This is a genomic window from Variovorax sp. UMC13 (genome assembly GCF_014170375.1).
GTDB lineage: Bacteria > Pseudomonadota > Gammaproteobacteria > Burkholderiales > Burkholderiaceae_C > Variovorax.
The window spans coordinates 174,459-187,747 of the sequence record NZ_LZZW01000018.1; the positions used below are offsets into that span (position 1 = coordinate 174,459).

General features: G+C 71.7%; 11 protein-coding genes. 1 reads left to right on the top strand and 10 read right to left on the bottom strand.

Annotation, left to right across the window (positions count from 1 at the left end; genetic code table 11):
- Positions 1–88 precede the first annotated feature (88 nt).
- Positions 89–391: a hypothetical protein gene (locus A9977_RS15605; protein ID WP_183025770.1), complete on the top strand. Its 303-nt coding sequence runs from the start codon at positions 89–91 to the stop codon at positions 389–391.
- Positions 392–397: 6 nt separating this feature from the next.
- Here A9977_RS15605 and A9977_RS34625 read toward each other — a convergent pair whose 3' ends face one another.
- From A9977_RS34625 to A9977_RS15655, 10 genes are all read right to left on the bottom strand, one after another.
- Positions 398–3,142 (bottom strand): LuxR C-terminal-related transcriptional regulator, encoded by a 2,745-nt coding sequence (locus tag A9977_RS34625; RefSeq protein WP_183025771.1) that lies wholly within the window; start codon positions 3,140–3,142, stop codon positions 398–400.
- A 45-nt stretch (positions 3,143–3,187) separates the two neighbouring features.
- Entirely contained in the window at positions 3,188–4,384 is a 1,197-nt protein-coding gene (locus A9977_RS15615) for a lipid-transfer protein (RefSeq protein ID WP_183025772.1), read from the bottom strand.
- The gene (locus A9977_RS15620) at positions 4,381–6,264 is read right to left on the bottom strand and encodes an acyl-CoA synthetase (RefSeq protein ID WP_183025773.1); all 1,884 of its coding nucleotides are present in this window, start codon (positions 6,262–6,264) and stop codon (positions 4,381–4,383) included. The genes A9977_RS15615 and A9977_RS15620 overlap by 4 nt, the downstream gene beginning before the upstream one ends.
- An 11-nt stretch (positions 6,265–6,275) precedes the next feature.
- Positions 6,276–7,412 (bottom strand): DUF5938 domain-containing protein, encoded by a 1,137-nt coding sequence (locus tag A9977_RS15625; RefSeq protein WP_183025774.1) that lies wholly within the window; start codon positions 7,410–7,412, stop codon positions 6,276–6,278.
- A gap of 153 nt (positions 7,413–7,565) precedes the next feature.
- The gene (locus A9977_RS15630; RefSeq protein WP_183025775.1) at positions 7,566–8,330 is read right to left on the bottom strand and encodes an SDR family NAD(P)-dependent oxidoreductase; all 765 of its coding nucleotides are present in this window, start codon (positions 8,328–8,330) and stop codon (positions 7,566–7,568) included.
- Positions 8,327–9,088: an SDR family NAD(P)-dependent oxidoreductase gene (locus A9977_RS15635; RefSeq protein ID WP_183025776.1), complete on the bottom strand. Its 762-nt coding sequence runs from the start codon at positions 9,086–9,088 to the stop codon at positions 8,327–8,329. The genes A9977_RS15630 and A9977_RS15635 overlap by 4 nt, the downstream gene beginning before the upstream one ends.
- A 115-nt stretch (positions 9,089–9,203) precedes the next feature.
- A complete protein-coding gene (locus A9977_RS15640) occupies positions 9,204–10,691 on the bottom strand; it encodes an FGGY-family carbohydrate kinase (protein WP_183025777.1) in 1,488 nt (495 codons plus the stop codon).
- A gap of 20 nt (positions 10,692–10,711) precedes the next feature.
- Positions 10,712–11,605 carry an NAD(P)-dependent oxidoreductase gene (locus A9977_RS15645; protein WP_183025778.1) on the bottom strand — a complete coding sequence of 298 codons (894 nt, stop codon included), beginning with the start codon at positions 11,603–11,605 and terminating at the stop codon, positions 10,712–10,714.
- A complete protein-coding gene (locus A9977_RS15650) occupies positions 11,602–12,255 on the bottom strand; it encodes a dihydroxyacetone kinase subunit L (RefSeq protein WP_183025779.1) in 654 nt (217 codons plus the stop codon). Before A9977_RS15650 ends, A9977_RS15645 begins: the two co-directional genes overlap by 4 nt.
- Before the next feature lie 8 nt (positions 12,256–12,263).
- Entirely contained in the window at positions 12,264–13,271 is a 1,008-nt protein-coding gene (locus A9977_RS15655; protein WP_183025780.1) for a dihydroxyacetone kinase subunit DhaK, read from the bottom strand.
- Positions 13,272–13,289 lie beyond the last annotated feature (18 nt).

Here is a 13,289-nt window from a genome sequence, read left to right on the forward strand (position 1 = left end):
TTCAGGTGACGGCGGAAGACTGCAGGGGTGCGGACCGGCGGGGCGTGCGCCCGCCGTCGCTGCATCTTCTTGCGAGGACTGGACGCTCATGTGGATGACGAAAACGCAGGCCTGCTCGGCCCTCATCGCGCTCGTGCTGGGCGCCTTCGCGGCGGCGGTGTGCGCGGCCGAAGGGCCTGGGCCGCAGCGCAGCCATGGCGGCACCGCGGCGGCAGCGCCGGCCTTGAGGCCCTTGGCCGAACGCGGCCCCGCGGCTTTCGATTCGGAGCGCGACGCTCGCCCGGTAAGGTCCATCGGCGCCGCGGCCGGCTATGCACGCCTGGGCCGTTTCCGGTGCTGGGTGGCGGTGCGGACCTACCTGCGGCGCCAGTTCCTGCAGGCCGGCGGCTGAGGCGCCTCAGATCAGCGGGATCTCCCGCGCCCGTGCCAGCGCGCTGGTCCGGTTCTTCACGCCCAGCTTGGCGAAGATCCGGTGCAGGTGCCACTTCACCGTGGCCTCGGCCAGGAACAGGCTGGCCGCGAGCTCGCGGTTGCCCAGCCCGGCGTCGAGCAGGCGCAGGATCTTGAGCTCGCGCTCGGTCAGCGGCTCGACCAGGGGCTTGGCGGATTCGGCGGCGCGTGCCGGTGCCGCGTCGGTGGGCGCCGGCGTCCGGCCCGCGGCGCGCAGCAGCGTGGCCAGGTAGTCCGGCGGCACCGGGTTGTGGCTGGCCGGCACCAGCGGCCCGCGGCGGCCGTGGATCTGCTCGACCAGTTCGGGGATCAGCGGATCGGCGTCGACAAAGCTGCGCACCAGGCCGCAGCGCGAACCCGCGCGCAGCGCTTCGTCCAGCGTGCGCAAGGCGGCCTCGCGGTCGTGCGCGCGATGCTGCTGGGCGGCGCGCAGCAACAGCAGCCGCACCTTCTGCGCCTCGTGGCCGTCGCGCTGCGCGCGCCGCAGCGCATCGGACAGCGGGCCGGCGGCACGCGCCGCATCGGCCGCGCACAGCAGCCGCAGCGCGACCAGCGCGGCATGGTCGGGCTCGCTCTCGAGCGCGGTGCAGCGCCAGCCGGCATCGTGGCGCAGCAGCCCATAGGACTGGGCCAGCTTGAGCGCGTCGTCGACCGCGCCGGCCTGCAGCCGCAGCGCGCAGCGCTCGGCCGCCAGCACGCGGGCCAGCCGCGGCAGGCCCAGCCGGTGGCCCAGCGATTCGCCCTCGAGCAAGCAGGTGTCGGCGCCGGCGGTCTCGCCGCGCAGGCGCAGCAGGCGGGCCCGCGTGAGGTAGCCGGCGGCCGTCATCTCGACCAGGCCGTGCTCGTCGACGAAAGGCAGGCCCAGGTCGAGCAGGCGCTGGGCCTGTTCGAGCTCGTGGTGCTCGTAGCAGACCTCGGCCGCCAGCAGCAGCGGCATCGAGGCCGCGTACGAGGAGACGCCCAGGCTGCGCTCCACCTCGGCGATGCCGCGCCGCGCCTCGGCCAGCGCCGCGTGGTAGTCGCCGCGGCGGATCGCGATCATCATCTGCAGCGCGCCGGCCCAGGCGATGCCGTAGTGCGCGGCGCTGGGTTCGAAGGAGGTGCGCGCCAGCGCGAGCGCCTGCACGCCGCGTTCGAAGTCGTCGGTGGCGCAGCAGCCGAAGGCCAGCACGTTGGCCACCACGCCGACCGAGAAGTCGTCGCCGCGCGGCGTCTGCTGCAGCCAGGCCTCGCTGCGCGCCTTGGCCAGCATCGGCTGGTCGGTCAGCGCGAAATACACGCAGCGGATCATCTCGACCACCCGGCGCACCGGATCGTCGGTGGCGCCGGCGGCGTGGGCCTCGAGCAGCAGCAGCTCGCGGTCGGCCTCGGGGTAGCGGCGCGTGAGCACCAGCGACCAGGCGTGGCCGATGAGGATCTGCGGCCGCGCCTGCACCAGCGCCGGCGGCAGCCGCGCGATCCAGTGCAGCAAGGTCGCATGTTCGCCGCGGTGCTGCACCAGCTCGCCCGAGAACTGCGCCACCAGGTCGGCCGCGCGTTCGAGGTCCCGGCCCTCGAAGGCGTACCGCACCGCCTCGTGCGGCAGGCCGTTGCGGTCGAACCAGGCGCTGGCGCGCAGGCAGATGGCGCGCGTGCGTTCGGCCGACTGCTCGCGCATGCGCGTGCGCAGGTAGTCGGCGAACAGGTGGTGGTAGCGGAACCAGGTGCGCGAACGGTCGAGCCCGGCGAGGAACAGGTTGCGCGCCTGCACCTCGGCCAGCAGGGCGCGGCTGTCGCTGCGGCCCAGCACCTCGTCGCAGAGTTCGGCGCAGAAGCGGTCGAGCATCGCGGTGCCCAGCAGGAACTCGCGCAGGTCGGGCCGCAGGCGGTCGAGCACCTGCTCGCCCAGGTAGTCGGTGATGTCTCGGTCGGTGCCGGAGAAGGCGGCCAGGAAGGCGGCCTTGTCCTCGCTGTCGCGCAGCGCGAGGGAGGCCAGCTGCAGGCCGGCGATCCAGCCCTCGGTGCGGTCGTGCAGAGTCTCGATCTGGCTGCGCTCGAGCGCGGTGCCGCTCACGCGGCCGATGAACTCGGCGGCCTCCTCGAGCTGCAGCCCGAAGTGCGCCGCGTCGAGTTCGAGCAGCTCGTCGCGCACGCGCAGCTGGCTCACCGACAGCGGCAGCCGCGTGCGGCTGGCGACGATGAAGCCGATGCCGGGCGTGGCGTGGGCCAGCAGCCATTCGAGCTTGCGGTGCACCAGGTCGCTGCTCACGAGGTGGAAGTCGTCGAACACGATCAGCCAGGGCCGGCCGCTGGCCACCAGGTCCTGCAGCAGCGAGGCCACGACCGCATCGAGCGAGGCCAGCGTGCCGGCGCCGAACTGGGCCAGCGCGTTGCGGCCCAGCGTGTCGTCCGCATGGTGGAGCGCCTCGGCCAGGTAGCGCATGAAGCGCAGCGGATCATTGTCCTCGGCGTCGAGGCTGAGCCAGGCGGTGGCCACGCCCAGGCCCTCGGCGCGCGCGACGAACTGGGTCAGCGCGGTGGTCTTGCCGTAGCCGGCCGGCGCGGTGATGCTGACCAGCCGCTTGGCCAGGCCGATCTGCAGCAGCGCCGACAGCTGCTCGCGCGCCAGCAGGCTCAGCGGGACGTGCGGCGGCGCCAGCTTCGAGCGGACCAGCACGGTCGTCGATGCGCTGTGGTCGAAGGATGTCTCCACGGGAGTGCTTGGAACCGGGGTTTTGCGGCGCGCCATGGGCCCAGTCTAGGGCGCGCCGTCCGTGGCCTGGTAGAGGGTGACTACGCAGGCGCCGCCCAGCCCCAGGTTGTGCTGCAGCGCCAGGCGCGCGCCGGCCACCTGCCGCTGCTCGGCCGTGCCGCGCAGCTGCCAGACCAGCTCGGCGCATTGCGCCAGGCCGGTGGCGCCCAGCGGATGGCCCTTGGACAGCAGCCCGCCCGACGGGTTGACCACCCAGCGACCGCCGTAGGTGTTGTCGCCGTCAAGCACCATCTTCTCGCCGCCGCCCTCGGGCACCAGGCCCAGCGCCTCGTAGCTCAGCAGCTCGTTGGCGGTGAAGCAGTCGTGCAGCTCGATCACGTCGAGGTCCTCGGGGCCCACACTGGCCTGTTCGTAGACGCGCTGCGCGGCGGCGCGCGTCATGTCGAAGCCGATCAGCCGGCGCATGTCGCCGGAATCGAAGCTGTCGGCGCGGTCGGTGGTCATGGCCTGCGCGGCGATGGTGACGCGTGCATCGAGCCCGTGCTTCCGGGCGAAGGCCTCGCTGCAGAGGATCGCGGCCGCGGCGCCGCAGGTGGGCGGGCAGCATTGCAGGCGGGTCATGGGGTCGAAGACCGTGGGCGAGGCCATCACTTCCTCCAGCGTGATCGGCTCGCGGAACACCGCCAGCGGGTTGCGCGCCGCATGGCTGCGCGCCTTGACCGCGATGCGGCCGAAGGTGTCGGCGCGCGTGCCGTATTCCTGCATGTGCCGGCGCGCGGCGCCGCCGAAGTACTGCGCGGCGACGGGCGTGCCGGGGGCCGCGCCCTGCAGGCCTTCCATCGTGGCCTGGAAGCGTTCGAGCGGGTTCGGCCGGTCGGTGAACTGGGCGCCCAGCGCGCCGCGCTGCATCTGCTCGAAGCCCAGCGCGAGCACGCACTCGGCCGCGCCGCTGGCGATCGCCTGGCGCGCGAGGAAGAGCGCGGTCGAGCCAGTGGCGCAGTTGTTGTTGACGTTGACGATCGGGATGCCGCTCAGGCCCACGGCGTAGAGCGCGGCCTGGCCGCTGGTGGAGTCGCCGTAGACATGGCCGACATAGGCCTGCTCGACCTGCGTGTAGTCGAGGCCGGCATCGGTCAGCGCGGCGCGCGTGGCCATCGCCCCCAGCTGGTCGTAGGGCAGGCTGGCGCTGGGTTTGGCGAAGGGCACCATGCCCACGCCGACGACCGGGACCTTGGCAGTCATGCGGATTCCTTCCATTCGAGGGTCCAGCGCACCGGCAGGCGGCCGAGCGCGGACTCGGTCTGCTGCATCAGCGCGGTGCTTTCAGGGCCGGTGGGGCGGGGCGCGCGCACATGGGCCTCGAGCCCGTGCAGCGCATGCGGCACGACCTCGACCGCCACCTGCACCGGGCCGAGCGTCTTCTCCACGGTCTCGGCCAGCGCGCGGGCGATCGCCAGTTCGCGCAGCCGGGGCTTGAAGATCTTGTTGACGGCGGTGAGCGGCATTGCTTCCAGCACCACCACGTCGACCGGCACGGCCGCGCGTTCGGCGATCACGCCGCGCGCATGCGCGAGCAGCTCGGCCGCACTGCAGCGCGTGTGCTGGCGCAGCGTGACGTAGGCCATGGGCAGCTCGCCCGCATGGCCGTCGGGCTTGCCCACGGCCGCGGCCAGCTCGACCGCGGGGTGGCGCATCAGGCCTTCCTCGATCATCGCGGGGTCGATGTTGTGGCCGCCGCGGATGATCAGGTCCTTGGCGCGGCCGGTGAGCCAGAAGTAGCCCTGGGCATCCTGTCGCCCGAGGTCGCCGGTGTTGAGCCAGCCGTCGGCCAGGCAGATGCCCTGGTTGTCCTTCTCCTGCACATAGCCCGAGAACACATAGGGCCCGCGCAGCAGCAGCGTGCCGATCTCGTCGACCGCGGCCTCGCGCAGCACCGCGCCGTCGGCGCCCAGCTGCGCGACCTTCATCTCCTGGTAGGGCAGCCGCAGGCCGATCGAGCCGATCGCGCGCTGGCCGTCGCGCGGGTTGAGCGCGCTCACGCAGGTGGCCTCGGTCATGCCGTAGCCCTCGAGCAGCCGCAGCCCGGTGGCGGCCTCGAAGCGCTGGAACAGCTCCGGCGACAGCGGCGCCGCACCGCAGATCGCGAAGCGCAGCGAGGCCAGGTCGGCGCCGTCCTGCGGCACGTTGAGCAGCGCCGACAGCACGGTCGGCACGGCGCTGAACAAGGTGGCGCGGTAGCGCTCGACCGAGCGCCAGAAGGCGGCGAAGGTGCGCGGCTCGCGGTAGCCCGAAGGCGACAGCATCACCACGTGCGCGCCCACGCTGAAGGGCGCCAGGCCCGTGACCATCATCGCGTTGGAATGGAACAGCGGCAGGCCGCACAGCAGCGTGTCGCGCGGGCCCATCGCGACCGCGGTCGACACCGCCCAGGCATTGGCCGCCTCGTTGAAATGCGTGCGGCGCGCCAGCTTGGGCGTGCCGGTGGTGCCGCCGGTGTGGAAGTAGGAGGCGATGTCCTCGCCCTGCGGCGCGGCGCCGACCAGGGCGTCGCCGGGCTGGGTGTCGAGCAGGGTGTCGAAATCCAGCGCCCACGACGGACAGGCATCGATGCCGCCCACGCGCAGCACGTTCTGCAGCGTCGGCACGCGTTCGCGCAGCGCCTCGACCTTCTCCCAGATGCCGGGCTGCGCCTGCCGGCCCAGCGCCACCAGCACGCGGGTGCCGGCGGCGTTGAGGATGCCGGCCATGTGCTCGACTTCCAGGAAGGGATTGACCGGGTTCACGATGCCCGCCGCTTCGGCGCCCCAGAGCGTGAAATGCGTCTGCGGCAGGTTGGGCAGCAGGTACGAGACCACCTCGCGCCGGCCCACGCCCAGCCGGGTGAAGGCGTTGGCGGCCTGCGTGACGCGCGCGGCCAGCGCGGCGTAGTCGAAGCGGGTCTCGCCGTCGGCCGGGTCGCCGGTGGGCACGAAGCTCAGCGCCGGCGCGCCGGGCGTCAGGTCGGCCTGCCGCACCAGGGCCGCGTAGCTCGAGACGGGCGAGGCCAGGCGCTGGCGGATCGGCACGCGCTCGATGGCTTCGATGTCGCGCAGGTCGCGCAGGGGAGAGTGGAGGGCGCTCATCGGCGTGCGTCTCAGTCGCTGATGCTCAGTTCGGGCTTGGCCACCAGGCCGAAGGCGCGCAGCTGGCCCAGCAGCTCGTGGTGCCCGAAGGCCTGGCAGCCCGAGGCGAAGCCCACGCGCTTCGGTGGCTGCTGCAGCAGCGCGTGCGCGGCATAGGCCTGCAGCAGGCCGGTCTGCTTGTAGTTGCTGTTGCCGAAGATCACGCAGTGGGCGCGGCCCAGCGGGCCCGAGGCATAGACCGAGTCGACCGACTTGTTGAGGCGCGGGTTCTCGCGCGGCGGCATGGTGTTCATCACGCTCGCGGCGGTCTGCGACAGCGCCGCATAGCGGTCCTGCTCGTTCATGCCTTCGGTGGCCTTGAGGGCCGCCTCGACGATCTTCGGCACGCCCATCATCAGCGGCTTGTTGAACACGCCGCCCAGCACCTTGACGTTGGCCACCCGCGGGTCCTTGCGGAACCACACCGGGTGCGAGGTGCCGCCCCAGGGCAGGGCCAGCGCCAGCTCGTGCTGGCCCGGGATCGCCAGGCTGTAGAGCCCGGCGTCGGGCTGCCATTCGACCAAACGGTTCTGCTGCAGGTGGAAGGCCTTGGAGGTCGCGGCGTTGACCAGGATGGTCTGGGTCGAGGCGATGGTCGGGCTGCCGCCCCAGAACACCGCGATGTCCAGCGTGTCGAGGCCAGGCGTCTCCAGGCACAGCTGCGCGGCGATCTCGCCCGTGGTGTACATGTGGGCCAGACCCGGCGACAGCAGCAGGCCGGCCGCGGCGAACTGCGCGCCGTACTCGGCCTCGAGCGTGATCAGCCAGTCCTGCTCGCCCGTGGTGTCGGTGTAGTGGCACTTGGCCGCCAGGCAGGCCTGCACCACCTCGGGCCCGAACTTCGCGAACGGGCCGACCGTGTTCAACACCACCGAGGCGCCGGTGAACAGCTGGGTCAGCGCCGCCGTCGTGTGCTCCACCGCCAGGACTTCGTAGTCGGCGGTCTCGATGCCGGGCACGTTCGATTGCATCGCCGCCTGCAGCTTGTCGGCGCTGCGCCCCGCCGCGATGAAGGGGATGCCGTACTCGCGCAGGTATTCGCAGACCAGCCGGCCGGTGTAGCCGCTGGCGCCGTAGACGATGACGGGTTTCTTGGCGCTCTTGTTCATGTTCAGTCTCCGTGAGTTTGTCTTTGAAAGAAGGTCACCAAGGGACGGGCTGCTGCCAGGGCACCCGTGGATCCGGCTCCGCCGGTCCACCGGGTGCGCCCCCCTTGGGGGGAAGGTCCGGGCGACACGCAGTGCGCCCGGACCATCGGGGGGTTACAACAATGACCCGCGGGTGCCGCCGTCGAGGACATGGACCGCGCCGTTGGAGAAGGCCGCGCGCGGCGAGGCCAGGAACACCGCCAGCTTCCCGACCTCCTCGGCCGTGCCGTAGCGGCCCTGCTTCTGCGCCACCAGCGCATCGAAGTCGGGCAGGCCCAGCATCTTTTCGAACTCGGCCTTGCGCGGCTTGACCATGTCGGTGTCGATGAAGCCCGGCAGGATCGCGTTGACCCGGATGTGGTGGGCGCGCAGCTCGACCGAGGCGGTCTGCGTGAGCGACACCACGCCGGCCTTGGCGGCCGCGTAGTGGCCGATCAGCGGCACGGCGGCCTGGGCGGTGATCGAGGCCATTGTGACGATCGCGCCACCGCCCGCGGCGATCATGGCCGGCGCCGCATAGCGGATGCAGAGGAACACGCCGTCGAGGTTGACCGACAGCACCTCGCGCCATTGCGCATAGCTCATCTGCGCGAGCGGCACGACCGAGGCCACGCCGGCGTTGGGCACCATGATGTCGAGCCGGCCATGCGCCTCGACCGCGGCCTCGACCAGCGCCTCGACCTCCAGCGGCTCGCGCACGTCGCAGGGCACGGCGATCGCGCCGGGCAGCGCATCGGCCACGCGCCGCGCGGCGGCCGGGTCGAGGTCGGACACCACGAGCTTCGCGCCCTGGGCCGCATAGGCGCGTGCCACGGCCTCGCCGAGGCCCTTGCCCGCGCCGGTGACGATCGCCACCTTGTCTTGAAGAAGATTTTTCATAGCAGGCTCGCGGACAGGCCGCCGTCCAGAACATAGTGGGATCCGGTGGTCCAGCTGGCGTCGTCGGAAGCCAGGAAGGCCACCATCTCGGCGACTTCCAGCACGGTGCCCAGCCGCTGCTGCTTGAGCGCGACCAGCGTGTCCCAGGGCACGCCCACGGCCGCCTCAACGGTGGGCACCAGCCGGTCGACCATCGCGGTGCCGATGAAGCCGGGGCAGACCGCGTTGATGCGCAGCCCGGTGGGCCGCAGCTCGACCGCCGCCACGCGGGTGAGCTGGATCACCGCCGCCTTCGACGCGCAGTAGGAGCCGAACAGCGGCGCGCCGCCGATGCCGGCCAGCGAGGACATGTTGACGATCGAGCCGCGGCCCGAGGCCACCAGCGCGCCGAGCGCGTGCTTCATGCCCAGGAACACGCCCTTGACGTTGATCGCCATCAGCCGGTCGAACTCTTCCTCGCTCTGTTCGAACAGCGGCTTGACGATCTCGATGCCGGCGTTGTTGACCAGCGTGTCGAGGCTGCCGAAGGCCGCCACGGTGGCGTCGACCGCGGCCTGCATGTCGGCCGCCGAGGTGACGTCGCAGCGCACGGCTCGGGCCTGCGGCCCGAGCGTGTCCGCCGCGCGCTGCGCGCCGGGCCCGTCGATGTCGGCGAGCATGACCTGTGCGCCGCGCTCGACGAACAGTTCGGCGATGGCCAGGCCGATGCCCTGCGCCGCGCCGGTGATGAGGGCCTTGCGGCCCTGCAGTTCTGGCATGGGTGTCTCCTTTGTTGTGCACCCATTGGAGCAAGGGGTGGTGCGCGCGGGCGCCCACAAAAAGGATGGAAATTCGCGCTGCAGTGCAGCAGAAACGCCGCGGCGCGGGCCGGGCTCAGGCCTTCAGCGCATGCACGATGTCGCGGGTGGCCGTGTAGAGCTGCAGGTAGAGCCCGAACAGCCGGTCGTAGGTGGCGCGCCGCGCCGGGTCGGGTGCGATCACGCGCCCGGGCCGGACCCAGTCGCCGAGCGCTTCGGCCGGCAGCAGCCCGGCCGCGCGGCCCGCCAGGAAGGCATCGCCGTAGGCGGCGCCCAGCGTCACCTGCGGCACGATCTGCTCGACGCCCGCGATGTCCGAGATGATCTGCAGCCAGGTGTCGGAACTCGCGCCGCCGCCCACCGCCACCATGCGATCGACGCGCGCGCCGATCTGGGCGAAGGCCTCGAGGTTGTGCCGCACGCCGAAGCCCACGCCCTCGAGCAGCGCGCGGAACACCTGGTCGCGGGTGTGCGAGAGCGTCAGGCCGACGATCATGCCGCTGGCGTCGGGGTCGTTGATCGGCGTGCGCTCGCCGCTGAAGTAGGGCAGGGCCAGCAGGCCGCCCGCGCCCGCGGGCACATGCGCGGCGGCCGCGAACAGCGTGGCGTAGTCGGTCTGCGGCGAGAGTTCGTCCTTGAACCAGCGCGTGAGGCTGCCGGTGGTGCTCATGCCCGCGGCCAGCGCGTAGCTGCCGGGCGTGGCGCCGGCCACGGTCCAGACGCGCGGGTCGGGCGTGGGGCGGTCCTGCGTGAGCACGAAGAAGGTGGTGCTGCCGTGCATCAGCATCAGGTCGCCGGGCTGCACCGCGCCCACGCTGATGGCTTCGCTCAGCGCATCGATGGTGCCGAACGCGACCGGCGTGCCCGCGGCCAGGCCGGTGGCCTGCGCGGCTTCGGCGCCGACGCTGCCGGCCAGGTCCTCGGCCCAGCCCAGCTCGGGCAGCATGCCGATCGGGCAGACGCCTGCCGCGTGGCGCGCGTCCCAGTCGCCCGTCGCGGGGTTGTAGAGCGGCATGAAATGGCTGGCCGAATGCCGGTCCATGCACAGGCGCCCGGTCAGGCGGTAGACCAGGTAGGAAGTGGCCGAGGTCAGCTTGACGGTGCGTTGCCAGATGTCGGGTTCCTGCTGGCGCAGCCAGCGGATCTTCGGGCCGATGGCCTGGCTGCTGAGCTGCATCAGCGAGAAGGCGGCGATCGCCTCGGTGCCGATCTCGGCCTCGAGCTCGGCGATCTGTTGCGTGGCGCGCGTGTCGACGCCGTAGAGGATGCCCGGGCGCAGCGGCTGCATCCGCGCGTCGAGCGGCAGCAGACAGGGGCCGATCGCGCTCACCGCCATCGCGGCGATGCGCCCGGCCTCCACGCCGGGGCGCGCGAGCAGCTCGCGGGCGAGCGCGCAGACGTCGTGCCACCAAACGCCGTCGGCGTCCTGCTCGACATGGCCGGGCGCGGGCAGCGAGATGCCGTGCGCGATCACCGCGGTCTGCAGCACCCGGCCCGCGAGGTCCGTGAGCGCCGCCTTGCTGCTGTAGGTGCCGACGTCGATGCCGAGCAGGAGGTCCTTCATGCCGTGCCGCGCCTCGGGTCTCAGTGGGCGGGCTGGGCCGGCGCGTTACCGGCCATGAGCTCGAACAGCTTGAAGATGGCGGTGGCGTTGAGCTCACCCCAGCCCAGGTTCTGCGCCACCTTGTTGAGCTCGTGCACTGTGTTCGAGAGCAGCACCGGCACGCCGATGGCCTCGGAGTGGTTGCGGATCAGCTCGGTGTCCTTGACCATGGTGCGCAGGTGGAAGGACACGCCGAAGTCGCCGTCGATCATCGAGCGGCCCGCGCCTTCGATGATGGGCGAGCGGAAGTCCGATTCGCCCCACAGCGTGATCAGCTGGTGGCAATCGAGCCCCGACTTGCGCGCCATCGCCAGCGATTCGGCCAGCGCGGCCAGCACCGAGGACACCAGGTGGTTGCCGCTGAGCTTGGCCGCGCAGCCCGCGCCCACCGGGCCCATGTGGTGCACCGTGGCGCCGATGGCCTGCAGCAGCGGCAGCGCGGCGGCCCAGCCGGCTTCGTCCGCGCCGGCCATGATCCAGAGGCCGCCCGAATGCGCCTCGGCCTTGCTGCCGTGCACCGGTGCGTCGACGAACAGCGCGCCCTGGGCCGCGAAGGCCTGTGCCACCTCGCGCGCGGTGGTCGGCAGCTGGGTGCTCATGTCGATGAAGACCTGGCCTGCGCGTGCATGGGCCAGCAGGCCGTCGGGGCCGTCGAGCATCTGGCGCAGGCCGGCCTCGTTCCACACCAGGATGATCACGTGCGTCGCGCCTTCGGCCGCTTCGCCGGGGGTCGCGCACCAGGTGGCGCCGGCCTGCACCAGTTCCTGTGCGTTGGCTTCACTGCGGTTGTGGCAGCGCACCTCGTGGCCCTTGGCGAGCAGGGTCAGGCCCACGCCCGTGCCCATCACGCCGGTGCCGATGACTGCGATCTTCATGAAGAACTTTCGGTGGATGCGGCGGCGAACGCACGCAGGGTGTCGATGATCAGGACGCCGACCGTGGCGCCCGCGTCCTGCAGGCCCAGCGACTTCTCGGGGAAGCAGGCGGCCTTGCCGTGCTGGGCCACCATGGTCCGGGTGGCTTCGAGGCCGTCGGCGGCGGCTTGCGCGGCGGCTTCCAGCGCTGGCGTGAGTGCCACGCCCGCGGCGGCCGAGGCGCGCAGCGAGGTTGCGATCGGGTCGAGCACGTCGAGCAGCGTCTTGTCGCCGCGCTTGGCCTTGCCGCGCTCGGCCACGCCGTCGTGGTAGGCGGTCCAGAAGGCCGCGATCTCGGCGGTGCCGATGCTGGGCGCATCGCCGACGGCCTTGCCGCCGCGCATGAAGCCGGTGGCGGTCAGCGTGCCCATGGTCGAGGGGGCCGCCTTGGCGATGGCCATGCCCGCGAGCTGCAGGGTCTTGCCGATCGGGTCGGTGGTGTTGGCCTTCACCGATTCCCAGGCCGCGTTGAAGCCCTTGTTCATCGTGATGCCCAGGTCGCTGTCGCCGACCTTGCCGTCGAGTTCGATCAGGAAGCTGCGCTGCGCGGTGAAGGTTTCGCTCAGGCGCTGGAAGAGGCCCGCGAGGTCGTTCTTTGCGATGGAGTCCATGGCGGGTCTCAGAGCTGGGGCTGGACGAAGAAGGGCGAGGACGCGGGCGCGGCGACCAGGCGCTTGAGCTCCTCGTCCATGCGCAGCAGCGAGATCGAGGCGCCGGCCATTTCCATCGCGGTCGCGAATTCGCCGACATAGGCGTGGAACACCGAGACCCCGCGCTCCTTCAGGACCTGCGAGACCTTGCGGAACAGGATGTAGAGCTCTTCCTGCGGCGTCGCGCCCAATCCGTTCACCAGCACCGTGACCTCGTCGCCGCTGGCCAGCGACAGTTCGGCCAGCAGCGGGCGCATCATCTCCTCGACCACCAGGTCGGCCGACTGCAGCGGGCCGCGGCGGATGCCGGGTTCGCCATGGATGCCCATGCCGATCTCCATCTCGTCCTTGCCCAGCGAGAAGGTCGCGTGGCCGACCTCGGGCACGATGCAGGGGCTCAACGCGACGCCCATGGTGCGGGTCTGGGCCTTGGCCTTCTCGGCCACGCGCTTGACCTCGTCCAGCGACATGCCCTCGGCGGCGGCCGCGCCCGCGGCCTTGTAGACGAAGAAGATGCCCGCGACGCCGCGGCGCTTGTGTTCCTCGCCGACCACCGACGAGGCGGCGTCGTCGTTGCCCACCACCGACAGCACGCGGATGTCCTCGATCTCGGCCATCTCGGTGGCCATGTCGAAGTTCAGGATGTCGCCGGTGTAGTTGCCGTAGATATAGAGCACGCCCGCGCCCTGGTCGATGGCCTTGGTGACCTCGAACATCTGGTCGGCGCTGGGCGACTGGAAGACGCCGCCCACGGCCGCGCCGTCGAGCAGGCCGGCGCCCACGTAGCCCAGGAACAGCGGCAGGTGGCCCGAGCCGCCGCCGGTGGCCAGGCCGACCTTGCCCTGCGCGCGGGGCGTGGTCGCGACCAGGCAGCGGCGGTCGTTGGCCACGAAGCCGACCTGCTTCGGGTGCGCGGCGTAGATGCCGTCGAGCATCTCGTCGACGAAGTCCTCGGCCTGGTTGAGGAATTTCTTCATGTGTGTTTCTCCTTGAGG